Source organism: Bacillus sp. FJAT-42376 (genome assembly GCF_003816055.1).
Taxonomy (GTDB): Bacteria; Bacillota; Bacilli; order Bacillales; family Bacillaceae; genus Metabacillus_B.
Genome location: NZ_CP033906.1, coordinates 1,204,450 through 1,223,667, shown reverse-complemented (window position 1 = coordinate 1,223,667; position 19,218 = coordinate 1,204,450). Strand labels below are relative to the sequence as shown.

Annotated in this window: 16 protein-coding genes, 15 tRNA genes and 3 rRNA genes; 7 read left to right on the top strand and 27 right to left on the bottom strand. The window is 46.9% G+C overall.

Going from position 1 to position 19,218, the window contains the following annotated elements:
• Positions 1-68: 68 nt before the first annotated feature.
• The 21 genes from CEF21_RS06230 to CEF21_RS06130 form a co-directional block, all read right to left on the bottom strand.
• On the bottom strand, positions 69-644 hold the full coding sequence (locus CEF21_RS06230) for an MEDS domain-containing protein (RefSeq protein ID WP_164462094.1): 576 nt from the start codon (positions 642-644) through the stop codon (positions 69-71).
• Positions 645-781: 137 nt separating this feature from the next.
• Entirely contained in the window at positions 782-1,411 is a 630-nt protein-coding gene (locus CEF21_RS06225) for a dihydrofolate reductase family protein (RefSeq protein ID WP_123914236.1), read from the bottom strand.
• 221 nt (positions 1,412-1,632) lie between these two features.
• Positions 1,633-1,713 (bottom strand) — tRNA-Leu (locus CEF21_RS06220).
• 8 nt (positions 1,714-1,721) lie between these two features.
• Positions 1,722-1,795: transfer RNA gene (locus CEF21_RS06215), tRNA-Cys, on the bottom strand.
• A 7-nt stretch (positions 1,796-1,802) separates the two neighbouring features.
• Positions 1,803-1,877 (bottom strand) — tRNA-Gly (locus CEF21_RS06210).
• Between the two features lie 63 nt (positions 1,878-1,940).
• A tRNA-Gln gene (locus CEF21_RS06205) sits at positions 1,941-2,015 on the bottom strand.
• 47 nt (positions 2,016-2,062) lie between these two features.
• Positions 2,063-2,138: transfer RNA gene (locus tag CEF21_RS06200), tRNA-His, on the bottom strand.
• 18 nt (positions 2,139-2,156) lie between these two features.
• A tRNA-Trp gene (locus CEF21_RS06195) sits at positions 2,157-2,230 on the bottom strand.
• A gap of 5 nt (positions 2,231-2,235) precedes the next feature.
• Positions 2,236-2,319: transfer RNA gene (locus CEF21_RS06190), tRNA-Tyr, on the bottom strand.
• Between the two features lie 16 nt (positions 2,320-2,335).
• Positions 2,336-2,408, bottom strand: a tRNA-Thr gene (locus tag CEF21_RS06185).
• A 10-nt stretch (positions 2,409-2,418) separates the two neighbouring features.
• Positions 2,419-2,494: transfer RNA gene (locus CEF21_RS06180), tRNA-Phe, on the bottom strand.
• Positions 2,495-2,557: 63 nt separating this feature from the next.
• Positions 2,558-2,634, bottom strand: a tRNA-Asp gene (locus CEF21_RS06175).
• Positions 2,635-2,638: 4 nt separating this feature from the next.
• A tRNA-Met gene (locus CEF21_RS06170) sits at positions 2,639-2,715 on the bottom strand.
• 161 nt (positions 2,716-2,876) lie between these two features.
• A tRNA-Val gene (locus CEF21_RS06165) sits at positions 2,877-2,952 on the bottom strand.
• A gap of 119 nt (positions 2,953-3,071) precedes the next feature.
• Positions 3,072-3,146 (bottom strand) — tRNA-Glu (locus CEF21_RS06160).
• An 8-nt stretch (positions 3,147-3,154) separates the two neighbouring features.
• A tRNA-Ser gene (locus CEF21_RS06155) sits at positions 3,155-3,245 on the bottom strand.
• A gap of 6 nt (positions 3,246-3,251) precedes the next feature.
• Positions 3,252-3,326 (bottom strand) — tRNA-Asn (locus CEF21_RS06150).
• Between the two features lie 6 nt (positions 3,327-3,332).
• Positions 3,333-3,448: ribosomal RNA gene (gene rrf / locus CEF21_RS06145) — 5S ribosomal RNA — on the bottom strand.
• A gap of 130 nt (positions 3,449-3,578) precedes the next feature.
• Positions 3,579-6,506, bottom strand: a 23S ribosomal RNA gene (locus CEF21_RS06140).
• Between the two features lie 242 nt (positions 6,507-6,748).
• Positions 6,749-8,287 (bottom strand): 16S ribosomal RNA (locus tag CEF21_RS06135).
• The 16S, 23S and 5S rRNA genes sit together here with 15 tRNA genes alongside, the layout of an rRNA operon.
• Before the next feature lie 232 nt (positions 8,288-8,519).
• Positions 8,520-9,392 carry a nucleotidyltransferase-like protein gene (locus CEF21_RS06130; protein ID WP_123914234.1) on the bottom strand — a complete coding sequence of 291 codons (873 nt, stop codon included), beginning with the start codon at positions 9,390-9,392 and terminating at the stop codon, positions 8,520-8,522.
• 199 nt (positions 9,393-9,591) lie between these two features.
• Here CEF21_RS06130 and CEF21_RS06125 point away from each other — a divergent pair, with 199 nt between their 5' ends.
• Entirely contained in the window at positions 9,592-9,951 is a 360-nt protein-coding gene (locus tag CEF21_RS06125; protein WP_123914232.1) for a YgzB family protein, read from the top strand.
• A gap of 25 nt (positions 9,952-9,976) precedes the next feature.
• On the opposite strand, the gene perR is transcribed toward CEF21_RS06125, so the two are convergent.
• Positions 9,977-10,414: a peroxide-responsive transcriptional repressor PerR gene (gene perR, locus CEF21_RS06120; RefSeq protein ID WP_123914230.1), complete on the bottom strand. Its 438-nt coding sequence runs from the start codon at positions 10,412-10,414 to the stop codon at positions 9,977-9,979.
• Positions 10,415-10,747: 333 nt separating this feature from the next.
• Between perR and CEF21_RS06115 the strand changes: the two genes are divergently transcribed.
• Both CEF21_RS06115 and CEF21_RS06110 read left to right on the top strand, forming a co-directional pair.
• The gene (locus tag CEF21_RS06115; protein ID WP_123914228.1) at positions 10,748-11,614 is read left to right on the top strand and encodes an SPFH domain-containing protein; all 867 of its coding nucleotides are present in this window, start codon (positions 10,748-10,750) and stop codon (positions 11,612-11,614) included.
• Positions 11,615-11,625: 11 nt separating this feature from the next.
• Positions 11,626-11,781: a type II toxin-antitoxin system antitoxin gene (locus tag CEF21_RS06110; RefSeq protein WP_123914226.1), complete on the top strand. Its 156-nt coding sequence runs from the start codon at positions 11,626-11,628 to the stop codon at positions 11,779-11,781.
• A gap of 173 nt (positions 11,782-11,954) precedes the next feature.
• Here CEF21_RS06110 and bcp read toward each other — a convergent pair whose 3' ends face one another.
• Both bcp and CEF21_RS06100 read right to left on the bottom strand, forming a co-directional pair.
• A complete protein-coding gene (bcp, locus tag CEF21_RS06105; RefSeq protein ID WP_123914224.1) occupies positions 11,955-12,422 on the bottom strand; it encodes a thioredoxin-dependent thiol peroxidase in 468 nt (155 codons plus the stop codon).
• 60 nt (positions 12,423-12,482) lie between these two features.
• Complete coding sequence (locus tag CEF21_RS06100; protein WP_123914222.1) at positions 12,483-12,890, bottom strand: potassium channel family protein; 408 nt, start codon at positions 12,888-12,890, stop codon at positions 12,483-12,485.
• Between the two features lie 258 nt (positions 12,891-13,148).
• On the opposite strand from CEF21_RS06100, the gene CEF21_RS06095 reads away from it, so the two are divergent.
• Genes CEF21_RS06095 through CEF21_RS06085 form a run of 3 tightly spaced genes read left to right on the top strand, consistent with a single transcriptional unit; the run spans position 13,149 to position 15,376 of the window.
• Positions 13,149-13,703 carry a sigma-70 family RNA polymerase sigma factor gene (locus CEF21_RS06095; protein WP_123914220.1) on the top strand — a complete coding sequence of 185 codons (555 nt, stop codon included), beginning with the start codon at positions 13,149-13,151 and terminating at the stop codon, positions 13,701-13,703.
• Positions 13,688-14,092: a PadR family transcriptional regulator gene (locus tag CEF21_RS06090; protein ID WP_123914218.1), complete on the top strand. Its 405-nt coding sequence runs from the start codon at positions 13,688-13,690 to the stop codon at positions 14,090-14,092. Before CEF21_RS06095 ends, CEF21_RS06090 begins: the two co-directional genes overlap by 16 nt.
• Positions 14,093-14,095: 3 nt before the next feature.
• The gene (locus CEF21_RS06085) at positions 14,096-15,376 is read left to right on the top strand and encodes an FtsW/RodA/SpoVE family cell cycle protein (protein WP_123914216.1); all 1,281 of its coding nucleotides are present in this window, start codon (positions 14,096-14,098) and stop codon (positions 15,374-15,376) included.
• A gap of 442 nt (positions 15,377-15,818) precedes the next feature.
• Here the strand turns inward: CEF21_RS06085 and CEF21_RS06080 are convergent, their stop codons facing one another.
• The 3 genes from CEF21_RS06080 to CEF21_RS06070 are packed head-to-tail and all read right to left on the bottom strand — an operon-like array spanning position 15,819 to position 18,440.
• The gene (locus tag CEF21_RS06080; protein ID WP_123914214.1) at positions 15,819-16,604 is read right to left on the bottom strand and encodes an ABC transporter permease; all 786 of its coding nucleotides are present in this window, start codon (positions 16,602-16,604) and stop codon (positions 15,819-15,821) included.
• A gap of 3 nt (positions 16,605-16,607) precedes the next feature.
• A complete protein-coding gene (locus CEF21_RS06075) occupies positions 16,608-17,399 on the bottom strand; it encodes an ABC transporter permease (protein WP_123914212.1) in 792 nt (263 codons plus the stop codon).
• A gap of 15 nt (positions 17,400-17,414) precedes the next feature.
• A complete protein-coding gene (locus CEF21_RS06070; protein WP_123914210.1) occupies positions 17,415-18,440 on the bottom strand; it encodes an ABC transporter ATP-binding protein in 1,026 nt (341 codons plus the stop codon).
• Between the two features lie 166 nt (positions 18,441-18,606).
• On the opposite strand from CEF21_RS06070, the gene CEF21_RS06065 reads away from it, so the two are divergent.
• Positions 18,607-19,209, top strand: a complete 603-nt coding sequence (locus tag CEF21_RS06065; RefSeq protein WP_123914208.1) for a sigma factor-like helix-turn-helix DNA-binding protein — start codon at positions 18,607-18,609, stop codon at positions 19,207-19,209.
• The last annotated feature ends 9 nt before the right edge of the window (positions 19,210-19,218 follow it).

The window sequence follows — 19,218 nt, the reverse complement described above, 5'->3', positions numbered from 1 at the left end:
TATCGAAAATGTTAATAGAAGGTTCACAATTAAAAAAAGAGGCCTCACAGTAAGCAAGACCTAAGAAATTATTCATTTACCGCATTCTGCCGGTTTAAAGTCTCTAATTCATGATTACGTATTAAATAGTCGTGCGAGTTTAATAATGAACCTTTAATGGTTTCCGGCAGGCGCACCACATCATAGGCGCAGACTGAAAGCAATTCCATCTCATGCACGGTCGTTTTAGCATTTATTTCATAAGCATCAAGCTTACTCTCAATATCCTTTAATTCCCCCCACTCAATATGGGCCCATGTCCGAAACGCCTGTTTTTCATGGAGGACCGGCTTCACAACCTCCAGAAAATAAGCCACGATCGTAGGGGTGTGAAAATCTCCATTGGAATAGTAAAAATCAAAATTGTTTACGAAATGAACCATATCGAGCTGAGTCTTAGTCAATGAAGTTTTCAGCAGGGCATGCAAAGAAGAAAACATCCTCTCATTTTCAATGACAAAAACATGCTCCCCCTTCTCAACTCCGGAGAGAATATAGGCAGCTGCGTTTTTAATATATACGTGCGGTTCATCTATGAAATATAAAACATGACCTTTGTCTAATGCATCAATGTCTTTCTTAAATGCCATAATGGATGTATCCAAATAAAATCTCCTTAATAAAACAATGTGAACGAAAATCGTTCTGCCTACCATTCTATCATGTTTACAGGAAAAAGCATGCGGCTGCGCACAAATTGGGTATATTAGCTATTTATCTGCCGAGATATATGCCCTTTATCTTATGGACGCGGCTCATCCTTTTCCTGCCCCATATTCCGGAACGCCGGTTCTCCCGCAGTCTCATAGCGCAATAGAACCGAGCCGCTCCGGAATGTTCTCGATTCAAGCAGGCGCAGGGCCGTAGGGATCGTACCCGAGTCAAAGAACCGTTTGCCCTTTCCAAGCAATACCGGGAACTGCCAGATGTTCATACGGTCAATCAGTCCGTGAAGCAGCAATGTCTGAATTAAGTGGCTGCTTCCGGCAACGTGGACCTCTGCATACCTCTCCTTCAGCAAGGGCACAATTGTTGCCACTTCCCCCTTGATGAGCTTAGAATTGTTCCAGTCGACGCCCGTTAATGTGCGGGACACAACATATTTGGGTTTTTCATTGAACAGCGTGGTGAACGGATTGCTGGCCGGAGCCTGCTGCCAATATGGAGCAAAGATTTCGTACGTTTTGCGGCCGAGCAGCAGCGCGTCAAGCTTTGCATAATCAGCTGCAATCAGCTGCCCCGATTCCGGATCGACATACGGTGCCTGCCATCCTCCGTAGCTGAACCCGCCCTCTCCATCTTCATCCACTCTTCCCGGAGCCTGAATAACGCCGTCCAGCGTCATAAACATGTTCACAACCAGTTTGCCCATGTTCATTGTCATCCTCTCAGTATAAGTACTTTAGGAATACTAACAACATTCTTTGCCTTACACTTCAACGCTCAGAGTAAAGAATCCTTTTCCACCTGTTCATCCTGAAAAAGTGGTGCACCGGTGACGAGCATAAGGTAACCCGTTGCCATTTATTTCGTTCGTTCAAAGACGGGAACAAAAAAAGACCCCACCATGAAGGTTGAGGTCTTTTTCTATGATACCGGTGGCCGGGGTCGAACCGGCACTCCAGAGGAACACGATTTTGAGTCGTGCGCGTCTGCCAATTCCGCCACACCGGCATATTGTTTGGAGGCGGCACCCGGATTCGAACCGGGGGTAAAGGAGTTGCAGTCCTCTGCCTTTCCTCTTGGCTATGCCGCCAAACTTATGGAGCGGAAGACGGGATTCGAACCCGCGACCCCCACCTTGGCAAGGTGGTGTTCTACCACTGAACTACTTCCGCTTAATGGATCTCTGTAAGTCATTCTATGCAAAAGGAAGTAAAGTATTTCCTTTAAAATAAAAATGGCTGGGCTAGCTGGATTCGAACCAACGCATGACGGAGTCAAAGTCCGTTGCCTTACCGCTTGGCTATAGCCCATCTATGTATATTGATTATACAGCAGCCAATATCTAAAGACAAAAATATGGGGCGACTGATGGGAATCGAACCCACGAATGTCGGAACCACAATCCGATGCGTTAACCACTTCGCCACAATCGCCACATTATGAATTTATATTGGCAGGGGCAGTAGGAATCGAACCCACACCGGAGGTTTTGGAGACCTCTGTTCTACCGTTAAACTATGCCCCTGTAAATGGTGGAGGGGGGCAGATTCGAACTGCCGAACCCTAAGGAGCGGATTTACAGTCCGCCGCGTTTAGCCACTTCGCTACCCCTCCACATCAGTGAAGACAGTGCCGGCAAGAGGACTTGAACCCCCAACCTACTGATTACAAGTCAGTTGCTCTACCAATTGAGCTACACCGGCAAAAAACAAATGGTGGCTTGGGACGGAATCGAACCGCCGACACATGGATTTTCAGTCCATTGCTCTACCGACTGAGCTACCAAGCCATTAAGTTTCGGCTTCTATTGAAACCCTCTTACATTTTACTTAGATTTGATCGAAAAATCAAATGGCGGTCCGGACGGGACTCGAACCCGCGACCTCCTGCGTGACAGGCAGGCATTCTAACCAACTGAACTACCGGACCATTTTGGTTGCGGGGACAGGATTTGAACCTGCGACCTTCGGGTTATGAGCCCGACGAGCTACCAGACTGCTCCACCCCGCGATAATAAGAAGTATTAAGTTTAAGCATGCTCTCAGACAGCTGACTGTCCTCGCTTCAGGAAGTAAAACCAAGCAGCAGCTCAGCGAGTACAACTCGAAGCATTTTCGCAGAAGTTTCGCTCGTTGCTCCACCCCGCGACAATAATAATTATAATAGGTTAATGGTGGAGGATGACGGGATCGAACCGCCGACCCTCTGCTTGTAAGGCAGATGCTCTCCCAGCTGAGCTAATCCTCCATGTAGTGTTTCGGCTTGTGATGAGCGGCGCAATTGCACTGCTTGCTCCTCCCAACCCTCTTACATTCGTTTTGTTGGGTGATCGTAACACCTTTAACTTGCTGCTGATTTAAAATTGTTGGTGACCCGTACGGGATTCGAACCCGTGTTACCGCCGTGAAAGGGCGGTGTCTTAACCGCTTGACCAACGGGCCAGATATTATGGCGGAGAGCGGGGGATTCGAACCCCCGATACGCTTATGACGTATACACGATTTCCAATCGTGCTCCTTCGGCCACTCGGACAGCTCTCCATAATATGGCTCCGCAGGCAGGACTCGAACCTGCGACCGATCGGTTAACAGCCGATAGCTCTACCACTGAGCTACTGCGGAATACCTGCCTGGCAACGTCCTACTCTCACAGGGGGAAACCCCCAACTACCATCGGCGCTAAAGAGCTTAACTTCCGTGTTCGGTATGGGAACGGGTGTGACCTCTTTGCCATAGTTACCAGACAAGTTTTAAAAGTGACAAGATTAATTATATCGTCTGAGCAGAAAAAATCAAGACTTTTTTTAATCTTTTTTGTTCACTCAAAACTAGATAACGATATGCTTCACGAGTAATGGAAGCCTTACTTGAATAAAGGTTAAGTCCTCGACCGATTAGTATTCGTCAGCTGCACGTGTCGCCACGCTTCCACCTCGAACCTATCAACCTGATCATCTTTCAGGGGTCTTACTCAAATGATGGGAAATCTCATCTTGAGGGGGGCTTCATGCTTAGATGCTTTCAGCACTTATCCCGTCCGCACATAGCTACCCAGCGATGCCTTTGGCAAGACAACTGGTACACCAGCGGTGCGTCCATCCCGGTCCTCTCGTACTAAGGACAGCTCCTCTCAAATTTCCTGCGCCCGCGACGGATAGGGACCGAACTGTCTCACGACGTTCTGAACCCAGCTCGCGTACCGCTTTAATGGGCGAACAGCCCAACCCTTGGGACCGACTACAGCCCCAGGATGCGATGAGCCGACATCGAGGTGCCAAACCTCCCCGTCGATGTGGACTCTTGGGGGAGATAAGCCTGTTATCCCCGGGGTAGCTTTTATCCGTTGAGCGATGGCCCTTCCATGCGGAACCACCGGATCACTAAGCCCGACTTTCGTCCCTGCTCGACTTGTAGGTCTCGCAGTCAAGCTCCCTTGTGCCTTTACACTCTGCGAATGATTTCCAACCATTCTGAGGGAACCTTTGGGCGCCTCCGTTACATTTTAGGAGGCGACCGCCCCAGTCAAACTGCCCGCCTGACACTGTCTCCCGGCCCGATCAGGGCCGCGGGTTAGAAGTTCAACACAGCCAGGGTAGTATCCCACCGATGCCTCCACCGAAGCTGGCGCTCCGGTTTCCAAGGCTCCTACCTATCCTGTACAAGCTGTGCCAAAATTCAATATCAGGCTGCAGTAAAGCTCCACGGGGTCTTTCCGTCCTGTCGCGGGTAACCTGCATCTTCACAGGTACTATAATTTCACCGAGTCTCTCGTTGAGACAGTGCCCAGATCGTTACGCCTTTCGTGCGGGTCGGAACTTACCCGACAAGGAATTTCGCTACCTTAGGACCGTTATAGTTACGGCCGCCGTTTACTGGGGCTTCAATTCAAAGCTTCGCTTGCGCTAACCTCTCCTCTTAACCTTCCAGCACCGGGCAGGCGTCAGCCCCTATACTTCGCCTTGCGGCTTCGCAGAGACCTGTGTTTTTGCTAAACAGTCGCCTGGGCCTATTCACTGCGGCTCTTCAAGGCTATTCACCCTAAAGAGCACCCCTTCTCCCGAAGTTACGGGGTCATTTTGCCGAGTTCCTTAACGAGAGTTCTCTCGATCACCTTAGGATTCTCTCCTCGCCTACCTGTGTCGGTTTGCGGTACGGGCACCATTTTCCTCGCTAGAAGCTTTTCTAGGCAGTGTGGAATCAGGAACTTCGGTACTTAATTTCCCTCGCCATCACAGCTCAGCCTTAACCAAGGGACGGATTTGCCTATCCCTTGAGCCTACCTGCTTGGACGCGCATATCCAACAGCGCGCTTACCCTATCCTCCTGCGTCCCTCCATTGCTCAAACGGAAAAGAGGTGGTACAGGAATCTCAACCTGTTGTCCATCGCCTACGCCTTTCGGCCTCGGCTTAGGTCCCGACTAACCCTGAGCGGACGAGCCTTCCTCAGGAAACCTTAGGCATTCGGTGGAGGGGATTCTCACCCCTCTTTCGCTACTCATACCGGCATTCTCACTTCTAAGCGCTCCACCAGTCCTTCCGGTCTGGCTTCACAGCCCTTAGAACGCTCTCCTACCACTGTTCTGAAAGAACAGTCCACAGCTTCGGTGATCCGTTTAGCCCCGGTACATTTTCGGCGCAGGGTCACTCGACCAGTGAGCTATTACGCACTCTTTAAATGGTGGCTGCTTCTAAGCCAACATCCTGGTTGTCTAAGCAACCCCACATCCTTTTCCACTTAACGGATACTTGGGGACCTTAGCTGGTGGTCTGGGCTGTTTCCCTTTTGACTACGGATCTTATCACTCGCAGTCTGACTCCCATAGATAAGTCTTTGGCATTCGGAGTTTGACTGAATTCGGTAACCCGATGAGGGCCCCTAGTCCAATCAGTGCTCTACCTCCAAGACTCTTGCTATGAGGCTAGCCCTAAAGCTATTTCGGAGAGAACCAGCTATCTCCAGGTTCGATTGGAATTTCTCCGCTACCCACACCTCATCCCCGCACTTTTCAACGTGCGTGGGTTCGGGCCTCCATTCAGTGTTACCTGAACTTCACCCTGGACATGGGTAGATCACCTGGTTTCGGGTCTACGACCACGTACTCATTCGCCCTATTCAGACTCGCTTTCGCTGCGGCTCCGTCTCTTCAACTTAACCTTGCACGTAATCGTAACTCGCCGGTTCATTCTACAAAAGGCACGCCATCACCCGTTAACGGGCTCTGACTACTTGTAGGCACACGGTTTCAGGATCTGTTTCACTCCCCTTCCGGGGTGCTTTTCACCTTTCCCTCACGGTACTGGTTCACTATCGGTCACTAGGGAGTATTTAGCCTTGGGAGATGGTCCTCCCGGATTCCGACGGGATTTCTCGTGTCCCGCCGTACTCAGGATCCACTCAGGAGGGAACGAAGTTTCGATTACAGGGCTGTTACCTTCTCTGGCGGGCCTTTCCAGACCGCTTCGCCTACCCCGTTCCTTTGTAACTCCGTGTTGAGTGTCCTACAACCCCAGAAGGCAAGCCTTCTGGTTTGGGCTGATCCCGTTTCGCTCGCCGCTACTCAGGGAATCGCATTTGCTTTCTCTTCCTCCGGGTACTTAGATGTTTCAGTTCCCCGGGTATGCCTTCCAGACTCTATGTATTCAAGTCAGGATGCTGCTCCATTACGAGCAGCGGGTTTCCCCATTCGGAAATCTCCGGATCAACGCTTACTTACAGCTCCCCGAAGCATATCGGTGTTCGTACCGTCCTTCATCGGCTCCTAGTGCCAAGGCATCCACCGTGCGCCCTTTCTAACTTAACCTGATAACGGAGTTATCTTCGTTAGAAGCTGAAAACAGATGTCTTCAGACTTTTCATTTCATTCTGCGATAGACGCAGAAGAAAATCGTAAGGTTCTTTCTTACTCGTGTGAATGTTTGACATTCATATCGTTATCTAGTTTTCAAAGAACAAGTTAAGAGAGAATGATCTCTCAAAACTAAACAAATTCGAAGTGCGTCCGTTAATCGCTGCACCGCATGGGTGCTGATAATTCTTCCTTAGAAAGGAGGTGATCCAGCCGCACCTTCCGATACGGCTACCTTGTTACGACTTCACCCCAATCATCTGCCCCACCTTAGGCGGCTGGCTCCCTTACGGGTTACCCCACCGACTTCGGGTGTTGCAAACTCTCGTGGTGTGACGGGCGGTGTGTACAAGGCCCGGGAACGTATTCACCGCGGCATGCTGATCCGCGATTACTAGCGATTCCGGCTTCATGCAGGCGAGTTGCAGCCTGCAATCCGAACTGAGAATGGTTTTATGGGATTCGCTGAACCTCGCGGTTTCGCTGCCCTTTGTACCATCCATTGTAGCACGTGTGTAGCCCAGGTCATAAGGGGCATGATGATTTGACGTCATCCCCACCTTCCTCCGGTTTGTCACCGGCAGTCACCTTAGAGTGCCCAACTGAATGCTGGCAACTAAGATCAAGGGTTGCGCTCGTTGCGGGACTTAACCCAACATCTCACGACACGAGCTGACGACAACCATGCACCACCTGTCACTCTGTCCCCCGAAGGGGAACCTTCTATCTCTAGAAGTGGCAGAGGATGTCAAGACCTGGTAAGGTTCTTCGCGTTGCTTCGAATTAAACCACATGCTCCACCGCTTGTGCGGGCCCCCGTCAATTCCTTTGAGTTTCAGTCTTGCGACCGTACTCCCCAGGCGGAGTGCTTAATGCGTTAGCTGCAGCACTAAAGGGCGGAAACCCTCTAACACTTAGCACTCATCGTTTACGGCGTGGACTACCAGGGTATCTAATCCTGTTCGCTCCCCACGCTTTCGCGCCTCAGCGTCAGTTACAGACCAGAGAGTCGCCTTCGCCACTGGTGTTCCTCCACATCTCTACGCATTTCACCGCTACACGTGGAATTCCACTCTCCTCTTCTGCACTCAAGTCCTCCAGTTTCCAATGACCCTCCCCGGTTGAGCCGGGGGCTTTCACATCAGACTTAAAAGACCGCCTGCGCGCGCTTTACGCCCAATAATTCCGGACAACGCTTGCCACCTACGTATTACCGCGGCTGCTGGCACGTAGTTAGCCGTGGCTTTCTGGTTAGGTACCGTCAAGGCGCGGGCAGTGACTCCCGCACTTGTTCTTCCCTAACAACAGAGCTTTACGATCCGAAAACCTTCATCACTCACGCGGCGTTGCTCCGTCAGACTTTCGTCCATTGCGGAAGATTCCCTACTGCTGCCTCCCGTAGGAGTCTGGGCCGTGTCTCAGTCCCAGTGTGGCCGATCACCCTCTCAGGTCGGCTACGCATCGTCGCCTTGGTGAGCCATTACCTCACCAACTAGCTAATGCGCCGCGGGCCCATCTGTAAGTGACAGCATAACCGTCTTTCAATTCCGAACCATGCGGTTCGAAAGGTTATCCGGTATTAGCTCCGGTTTCCCGGAGTTATCCCAGTCTTACAGGCAGGTTGCCCACGTGTTACTCACCCGTCCGCCGCTGATCTCCGAAGAGATCCGCTCGACTTGCATGTATTAGGCACGCCGCCAGCGTTCGTCCTGAGCCAGGATCAAACTCTCCAAAAAGTAGTTTGACTAGCTCTTGTTTGTTGCTCTAGAATTAACGTTGGCACTTCGATTTGTTTAGTTTTCAAAGATCATTTTGTTTCGTTCGTTTCCTCAGAAGCGACTTTATTATCATAACATCTCAAGCAGCTCGAGTCAACATCTTTTTTTAATTTTTATCGCTGCCGATTTCGGCGTTATCGGCTTCGTTCAGCAGCGACGCTTATTAATATACCACCTGGTTAAACTCAGGTCAATAACTTTTTTTAAAAGAATAAGCCCGGTGATAAATTCCTTTGCCCTTCGTCTCAATGAGATGGATTCCCACGAACTGCTTCTCCACTAAAAACTCCAGTAAAATACTGAGGTCCACTCCATAATAGGCGATTTCCGGATGAGCCAGGAGCTCTGAAAAATGCCAGTAATCTTTTTCTTCTAATATAGAAAGCAAATGCGCGGCTCCCACATCCGCCTTCGAATGGATGAGGAAATCACTCGCTAAAAATAAAAGTTCCAGTCTTTTATTCAAAGGTTCTCCGCTATCGATCAGCTCTTGGTAAAGTTTATAAACCTGAGGCTCAATTTGTCTTACTTGATTCCATACCGTAATTTCCGGATAGAAGCCCTGGTCAATCACTTCCAGCCTTGCAAGATGATGAAGGGCATGAACGATATGATTATATGCGTCCAGATATTGTTTTGCCTCAAAAAAAGCCTTCCCCTCAAAATAACGCCTGATGAGTTTCCCGTACTCCATTACAATTTTTAATTTTCTTTCTGAAAAAGGAAATGTATTCAGTGTTTCTACCATTGAAGACAAGTATTCATTCCGGTCGAATAAAACTTTCCCGTTCAAAATCCAGTCAATGATTCTTCTGTTTGTTCCAAGAACAAGCCATTCGCTAATTTGTTTTTCTGTGACGATATGCATCGAAGCCTTCTGATTATTAAATTCGTAGTGTTTGATATGTACAGGTGTTTCAGCTGTCCTGACAATGATGAGCAGAGCTGCATCAAACATGTCTGTCGCAGCCGAAGTCTGATCTTTTTTTTCTACCATGATTACTGCAAGCGTGTCAGGATGACTTGCCCGTTCCTGATAAATAGGACGGAGAATGTTTTCCATCTTAATAATTCCTCCAAGCACAAGATTGATTCGTCTCTTACTTCTACATTTTTTCGTAATACCCTTTTTCGACAAACATTTATCCCACTAAAGGATTAAAATCCGTTTTTCCGGCAAGGAATTTTTCCGGATATTTATGGGTAATTTTTCAATTTCTTTCCCCTTTCCTGTGATATATTTAGTATAAGGGGATGATGAGATGGCTCGCGCATACTCAAATAAAATTAACAAAATAAGAACGTTCGCGCTCAGTTTAGTTTTTATTGGGTTCATTATTATGTATTTAGGGATTTTTTTCAGACAGTCAATCATTGCAATGACAATTTTTATGCTTCTGGGATTGCTTTCGATTTTAGCCAGCACAGCTGTTTACTTCTGGATTGGCATGCTGTCGACAAGAGCTGTACAAGTAATCTGTCCTTCCTGCCAAAAGCCGACGAAAATTCTCGGAAGGGTGGATATGTGCATGCACTGCCGGGAGCCTCTGACACTGGACAAGCAGCTTGAAGGAAAAGAATTCAATGAAGATTATAACCGGAAAACGGCAAAAAAAAGCTGATAGGCTCTGAATCCTATCAGCTTTTTTAATGGATTTTTTTCTGGCTGCAGCTGCTGCATTCCCCGTAGATTTCCATCCTGTGATGGCTTACTTTGAATCCCGTGACATGGGCTGCAAGATGTTCCACTTCATCCAGACCCGGATAATGGAAGTCTACAATTTTGCCGCATGTTTCGCAGATCACGTGGTAGTGCTCAGTTGTGACGAAATCGAACCGGCTGGAGGAATCACCGTAGGTCAATTCTTTTACAAGACCGACTTCTTTAAAAACACGAAGGTTATTATAGACTGTTGCCACACTCATATTTGGAAACTTACCTTCCAATGATTTATAAATATCGTCCGCTGTAGGATGGTTCATGGATTGAATAAGGTATTCCAAAATGGCATGACGCTGCGGGGTAATCCGGACTCCGGTTTGCTTTAACGTATCAATCGCTTCCTTGAGCTGATGTTCAGACATCCGCCATGCACCTCTCTTCCGAAAAACATTCTCACATTATAATATTTATAAATAGTGTACTCCGGGGAATTGAGTTTTGTCAATGCTCCGGCCTATTGGAATGCGCAGTTAAGCCGGTATTTTCTCATAAAAAAATGTGCAGAATCAGATTCTGCACCCATGTCGCACTAACTTTGAGGAGGTTATGCCTTCCCTCTTACTATATACATTTGTCTTCCTTTTGGAATGGACACCCGCCTTGTTTTACATATTTATTCTTTAAATGGAAAAATATAGTGTCATTTTGATATTAAAGTGATATCATATTGATATAAACATACAGGGGGTCAAATCATGATAGAAAAAAAGATTTGGAAAGTGAATGGTTTTGCAGGGGTTTTACTGTTTCTTATTTTTGCCGGAGGCGCTCTTCTTTTCTTAAACATGCAGCAGCAGATGGGTGAAGTTCCCGCCATTGGGCTTGCCGTCGCCTCTCTCCTTCTCGGGATGCTCATTTTAAGCGGCATGACCATTGTCCAGCCGAATAAAGCCCATGTGTGTACATTCTTCGGAACATACCGGGGAGTAATCCGGGAGCAGGGCTTCTGGCTGACAATCCCGCTTACGATTCGCAGCAGCATTTCCCTGAGAGCTGTCAACTTTAACAGTGAAAAACTTAAAGTGAATGATTTTGAAGGCAATCCGATTGAAATCGCAGCCGTCATCGTTTACAGAGTATTGGATTCAGCGAAAGCCATGTATGATGTTAACGACTATGTGGAATTTGTCCGTATTCAGAGTGAAACAGGAATCCGCCATATTGCCACTCAATATCCGTATGATAATTTTTACGGGGAAGAAGGAATCTCTTTAAGAAAGAATAGTGATGAAATAGCCGATATGCTCGCAAAAGATCTTCAAAGAAGATTGGAAGTTGCCGGAGTGGAAGTTATCGAAGCCCGGATTATGAATCTCGCCTATTCCTCTGAGATTGCTTCTGCGATGCTTCAGAGGCAGCAGGCAACAGCAGTTCTAGCTGCCCGGAAAGTCATTGTGGATGGGGCAGTAGGTTTGGTGAAATCCGCAATTGAACAGCTCGCGGAAGAAGGCGTTGTTGAGCTGGATGAAGAGAAAAAAGCACAGATGGTCAATAATTTAATGGTTTCCCTCGTGTCCGAAAAAGGCATGCAGCCGATCATTAATTCAGGAAGCATCTACTAGGTTGTGATGAAATGAAGCGAAAAAACTTTCCTCTCAGAATTGATCCGGAGCTTTATAAAGCACTGGAGAAGTGGGCGGATGATGAAATTAGGAGCGTCAATGCCCAGATTGAGATCATTTTGAAGGAAGCGGTAAAACGCGCCGGACGAAGCAAAAAAGAAGAATAAAAGGAGGAGCCGGACGCTATGCATCCGGTTCTCTTTAATGTCGAGGCATATCACAAGCATCGCTGAAACATTGAGTGCTGTGATTGATTAGGTCCAGGCTGGTTTCTCTTTCTCCGTCAGCATCCTGAATATAAGAAAAAAGCCTGAGAAACAATCTCCCAGGCTTTCGCGGTTTAGTTCCTTTGCTTAATAAACGCCAGTGCTTCCTCCACATGATCCTTCACTTTGACTTTTTTCCATTCTTTTATAATCTTCCCTTCCGGATCGATAATAAAAGTGGAGCGTTCAATGCCCATGTATTCTTTCCCGAAGTTCTTTTTCAGCTTCCAGACACCGTATGCTTCTGACACTTTATGATCCTCATCGGCAAGCAGGTGAAACGGAAGATCATATTTGTCTCTGAATTTATCATGCTTGTCTACAGGATCCGGGCTCACACCAAGAATCACCGCATTTACATCCGAAAATTCACTGTGGCGGTCACGAAAATCACAAGCCTGCGTGGTGCACCCCGGCGTCATGTCCTTCGGATAAAAATAGAGAACCACATACTTGCCTCTATAATCAGACAGCTTCACTTTTTCGCCGCCAGCTGCAATCAGTTCAAATTCGGGAGCCTGTACTCCAACTTCAATACTCATGTTTTCCCCTCCAGATAGGTTATCTATCTAGAGCGTACCCAAAAGCGGGAATTCATACAACTATTTCGCGTTTTTATCGATCTCAAATACAGTTCTGGCTACTAAAATAACCGGCAGCATATAGCCAATCAGCGCTTCAATTACAGCAAGCAGCCTCCCCGCCCCGACCGGAATAATCTCCCCGTAACCGACAGAAAACAGTGTAACCGCGCTAAAATACAGACTGGTGTTCAGATGCTCCAGATAATTTCCTTTAATCGGTTCATTTCCCTGCGTCAAAACCCCATGTCCTGTCTGGATGAAAAGAAGGTACATCATCGCAAAGCCGATCAGGATGGACATATATAAAAAAGCGATAACAAGAATTGTTTCGCGGGACAGAAATTGCTGCTCTTTAAACGTCTTCGCTGTGATCCGGACGGACATGAGCAGGCAAAAAATTGTGGCGATGGCAATAACCGGTTCCATAAATGCCTCCGTGTTTGTCCTTTTTGTATGTATATGCGGGAACAAAAGTTAAATATGTTTTTGGATTTGGGGTAGGGTCTGGCTGGATTGGATCGGCTTTGCACTGAAACTAGCTTTTGCACTGCCCCCCTGAACCTCCGTATAAAGGGGGTGTGAAAAAAAAAAACCGCACCTATGGAAATATGATAAATTTTTAACAAAGCCAAAAACTATTTGGCACCGGGCGTCGTCTAAGTGTGGAAAAGGGGGGAAGACAGGTTGGAAGAATCAATCGCTGAAATATGGGAAACCGAAGATAAGGAAGCCGTTCTCGATGAAATCATTCATTTATATGGACAGGATATCCTCCAGCTTGCTTATTCTTACGTAAAGAATAAAGCAATTGCGGAAGATTTGACTCAGGATATATTCGTGAAGTGCTATAAATCCTTACATACCTATAATAGAAAATCCAAGATTAGGACTTGGCTATGGAGAATTGCCATTAATACATGCAAAGATCATGTAAAGAGCTGGTACAGCAAAAACGTTATGGCTGCAAGCGAAGAACTAACGCATAGCTGGGATTCTGAACAATTAGTTGAAGAGGAAGTTCTGCAAAAAGATACCGATGACCTGCTTGCAGCCGCAGTCATGGAGCTGCCGATTCAATATAGAGAGGTCATTTACTTGTTTTATTTTGAAGAATTAACGATCAAAGAAATCTCTGCTTTAGCCAGCGTTAATGAAAACACCGTTAAAACAAGAATGAAGCGTGCTAAAGAACTTTTGAAGGAAAGATTGGAGGACAATCATCAATGGACAAGCGATTAAGATCCCTTCGCCAATCAATGAAAAAGACTGTGTTCAGCGAACTGAACTTTACAGAAAAGATGCACAGGGAAATCAGAAAAAAAATCACAGAAGACATTTCAGACGAAGATCTGCTTCTGGCTGTCATGCAGCTGTTGGCAGCCGAGAAAACAGGCTTTGACCTGTCCCGCTCTATCCGTTCCCGAGGCATCCGGAAATTTCATGAAAATGAGGGGGATTTATATACGATGCTGCATGAGCTTGAATCAAAAGGGTGGCTCAAAAGCCGATGGGACAATGAGAGCCGCAAACACTATCAGCTGAATGCTAAAGGACGGAAACAGCTCCAAAAGCTCGAAAAAAAATCAGCCGCTCCTTCATTAAAATGGAATGAACAGCCGGAGGGATAAAAAATGGCGGATCAAAAGACGTTCTTAAGTGAAGTCACAAAGCACATCAAAATGAAAGAAGCGAAGAAACTCGTTACAGCAGAGCTTGCGGGCCATATTGAGGCAGGGAAACAGGAGTGGATCCGGCAAGGGCTAACGGAAGAAGAGGCAGAAGAAAAAGCGGTTAGGGAGATGGGGAGTCCTCATTCGATTGGTGAGAAGTTTAATAAGATTTACAGGCCTCAGGTGGACTGGATAACGCTTGTGCTGCTTGCAGCGGTTTTGGGCTTTGGGTTTTTGCCGCTTATTTCAATTGGTGCATTAAGTAGTAGAGATTACATTATGAGCAAGTCTATATCTGTGCTGATTGGAGCGAGTATCGCAATTGTCCTTATGTATGCAGACTATAGGAAATGGGCTAAGTTTAGATGGCATTTTTATATAGCTGGACTGGTTCTATTATGCCTGATGAGTAATTTATTCCCTGATCATTCGCTGTTCCCTGAATTCTTTCCTAAAGTAAAGGGAGTCACCTATATATATTTAGGTGGGACTTTTATTTTCAGTAATTTATTTACACTTTCTTTATTTTATTTAGGCTGGGCAGGCATCCTGCAAAAATCTGACTTAAAACTATGGGAATTCCTATTATTGTTCACAATTCCTGGCTTTATTTTTTATAAAACTGGAATTCCTACTTGTATGCTTTATATGGTAATGGTCTTCTCCATGCTGTTCCAGAGCAGGGTAAAGAAAAGAGCAGAGATCATAGTAATATCAAGCTGCATGTTGATAATATCTGGAGTAACTTTAGCTATTACTTTTCTGAAAAATCAGGAGCTATTGGATCGTTTCAACGGATTTATCAATCCCGACATTTACAAACATAGTTCCGGCTATATATATGTAGAAATAAAAAAAGTTTTGAGCAATGCCGAGTGGTTGGGGTCAAATATGGAGAGAGTTCCTCTAGCACACACAGACTATGCATTTTTAAGCATTATACGCTCATTTGGGTATTTACCAGCCTTTCTTGTAGCTTTAGCCCTTATTCTGCTGCTGATTAGGATATTTCAATTGATCTCTTCTGTAAAAGACCCTTTTGGCAGAACTTTGATCACAGGAGGCTGCTTCCTGTATTCAGTCCAAGTTTTATACAGTATCGCTATGTCCTTGGGATTGCTTCCATCCATATCTGTATCTTTGCCCTTTATAAGCTACGGTTTTACTCCTCTTGTGATGAATGCTGTATTGGTAGGAGCTGCATTAAGTATTTACAGGCGGAAAAATCTTAGCTTTATTTAACAAAAAGACCGGCTCCCAATTCACGAGCCGGTCTTCCCATCTTATCTTTTCTTCACTTTCTTACTAATCAGCTGATACAGCTTCTCCCACTCGGGAGCTTTTTTTGGTTCTTCTTTTGGCGTTGTATCTTTTTTCTTGGCCATCAGGATTGGCTCCTTTCGACTGCGGGTTTGCACTGACCACCGTTCTGCTAAAGGATTAAACCTCCGTCCCCTATCCCGCAGAACGGTTCATTGATAGGGGATGAGCGGATTATTGCTTTGTCCCTTGCTGCACTGACGCATTGGGGGTCAGTGCAATGCTCTGACCCCCGCTCTGCTAAAGCACTAAACCTCCGTCCCCCTCCCTCCCAATTACATGTCGGGACAGGGTTTACCGGACAGCTCCTTGTTCCCCCGCCGCATGAACGCATCGAGGGTCAGTGCAAAACAGCGAGGCAAGCTTAGTTCCCCGCTCCCCGGTACTGCTTCACGCCCTGATTCCATACAAATACGGCAATCAAGAAGAAGGCGATTCCGACAACCGGTGTTAAGAACGCGTACGTATACCATTCTTCTTTTCTCAAAAAGTAAGCCGCCGGATACATGCCGACGAAAGCGAATGGCAGGATCCATGTTAAGACGAAGCGGATGGCTTTGTTATAAATGTCGACCGGATATCGTCCGTAGTTCCCGATGTTATACATCATCGGCATAATGGATGTCCGGGAGTCGGAGTAGAAACTGATGCTTGCGATCATGATGAAGATTCCTGCGTAAACGAGTACTCCTCCGACGGTGAACAGCAGGAATACGAACGGATCATGCCAGTAAAACGGGAGATCCAGCTGAAATCCTGCGTACATCATAACCGCAAAACCGGTTACCGCACCGAACAGCGATTCAAGTTCCATCCTCTCAAGCGTGATCTGGAACAGGCTGTGGATCGGCCTTGTTAAGATCCGGTCCATCTCCCCCTTTACAATGTACCGTTCATTAAAGTCCCATATGTTGAAGAAGGCTCCGAATATCGCGAATGGGATTAGGAAAAATCCGTAAATAAAGATGATTTCGTTTTGGTTCCACCCGCTTAAGGACTGGGTGTGGCCGAATACGACGAGGATAAAGATCAGATTGACAGCCTGAAATAAGAAATCTGAAAAAATTTCAACCAGGACGTCTGCACGGTACTGCAGCCTCGTTTTCATATATTGTCCTGCATATTGGATAAACATCGATAGGTAATACATGTGTTACCCTCCCTGGATGACCATTTGCTTTTTTGCCAGCATCCATAGAAGCTGGATCGGAATGAGGAGGAGGACAGCCCAAACCCCTTGATAGAACAGGGCCTGCATAAGTTCGTTTCCTTTATAGGCCTCGGTGAAAATCATGTTCGGCACATAGCTGATCGCCTGGAACGGGAAGTATTGCATCACATTCTGTGCCCAGCCCGGGTAAAAACTGATCGGCAGGAGCAGTCCGGAAAACAGATCCACGACGACGCGCTTCGCCCGGATAAGTCCGTCGTTATTAAATAGAAAGAACGTCATAATTCCGGTAAGCAAATTAATTTGTGTATTAATGATAAAACTGAAAACGAGTGACAGGGCAAAAAAGATCCAAGTGGACACCCCGCCCGGAAATTCCAGCGGAAAAACGAAGGCGATAAATATCATGCCGGGCAGCGAGAAGAAAATCAGACGGAATACCCCTTCTCCAAATGCCTGCATCGTTTTCATGCCCAGGTAATGATAGGGACGCAGCAGTTCAACCGCTACCTTCCCTTCCTTTATTTCCAGGGCAATCTCCCGGTCGATGTTGTTGAAATAAAAGGCCCTCGCCATCCAGGCTACCGCCACATACGTCGACATCTGCAGTACGCTCAAGCCCTGGATATTCCCTTTGTCTCCATAGATCGCAGACCACAAAAAGAAGTAGGCGCCGATGTTAATACTGTAAATCAGAATCCCGCTGTAGTAGTTCGTCCGGTACGCAAGCATCATCAAAAAGCGGATGCGCACCATTTCAATGTACTTATCCATTATGAGACCCCCGCATCATGTCAGGACCCTCTGTTCCGGCTGATATCCTTTTTCATAAATCTGGCGGATGATCTCTTCTGTCGACACTTCGTGGATGCTCATATCCAGCACTTTTTTCGCCCCTACTACACGGCCGATGAGCTCAGACATGCCGGCTTCCTGTGCGGTAAGCAAGGCTGTCCAGCTGTTTTCATTGTTTTGCTGCCAGAAAACCTCAAGCTCAGCAGAAAGCTCCTTTAATGAAGCTTCATCAACAGGCTCTCCAAACTGAAATTCAATTTTCTTTCCTTCGCCGAAATCCTGGCGGAGATGAGCAAGTGCCCCATCATAAATGATTTTCCCCTGATCGAGCATGATGACCCGCTCGCAAAGCGCCTCAATATCGGATAAATCATGGGTGGTCAGCAGGATCGTCGTTTTGTACTTTTCATTCATTTCCTTCAAGAACTGCCGGATCTTCAGTTTCACCAGTACATCCAGCCCAATCGTCGGCTCGTCCAGAAACAAGAGCGGCGGATTATGGATCAATGCAGCCGCAAGCTCGCATCTCATCCTTTGGCCCAGCGACAGCTTTCGGACCGGCTTATCAAGGAGCGGACCGATATCAAGTGATTCAATCACATGCTCCATGTGATTTTTATAGTCTTCATCAGACACCTTATACACTTTTTTCAGTAGACGGAATGATTCCTGAACCGCGATATCCCACCAGAGCTGAGAGCGCTGGCCGAATACTACACCGATCGAGCTTACGAATTTCTCCCGCTGCCTATGCGGGTCCATTCCATTGACACGAACCGTCCCGGCCGTCGGATTCAGAATTCCCGTCAGCATTTTTATGGAAGTGGATTTTCCCGCTCCGTTTTCGCCGATATAGCCGACCATCTCTCCCTGCTTGATGGTAAACGATAGATCATCGACAGCGCGGACCACTTTATAATTGCGTGTAAACAAATCCCGGAAAGCACCACCGAGGCCTTCCCGGCTCGAATAGGCTTTAAATTCCTTCCGAAGCCCTTCTGTTTCAATGACATTTTTCATTTTGCACGTTCCCTTCTTCATGTCTGCCAAAGATTAGTTTAGCCTATATCATCCCAACATTGAAGGAATTCATCTTCCATGGAAAGAATAAAATGCAGAAACCCATATCCTTTTGGCCGGCTCAGCCGTTTATTATACAAAGGTGCACCTTTAAGGAGTGAATGAAATGAAGAGCAGCGCTGCCCGTTTTGAAAAAAAAGACCTTCATGAAACGTATCTTTCCCTATTTAAATACTGTCTCATGCTTACCCGGAATAAATGGGATGCCGAGGACCTTGCTCAGGCGGCCGTTTGCAGGCTTTTGGAAAAGTATCAGGAACTCCCGGAGGACCTGCCGCAGGCCCTCTATAACAAAGCCGCCTATCATTTGCATATTGACTTTTACCGCAAACAAAGCCGGATTACGATCGGGTTCGTTCCTTCTGATTTAACTGAACCCAAAACAGAAAACAAAATAGCAGAGCTTGCCGAATGGCTCGCCTCTGTCATGACGAAGAAACAGGCAGCCGTCTTTGTGCTGAAGGAAGCGCTGCTTTTCAAAAATGAAGAAATTGCTGAATTGACTGGCTTTACGGTTGCAACCGTTAAAGCGCTTTTATTCAGGGCGAGGCAGCACACGATGCAGGATGGCACATCGGACATTGATGGAGAACTGGCCGCAGCCATCAGCCGTTCTCTGACGGAAGAAGATCCGCATCCCCTGCTCAATCTGCTGACCCTCGTTCCGAAATCAAACAGCGGACCTACAGCACTCATGGCCGCTTCATAAACGGAGGAT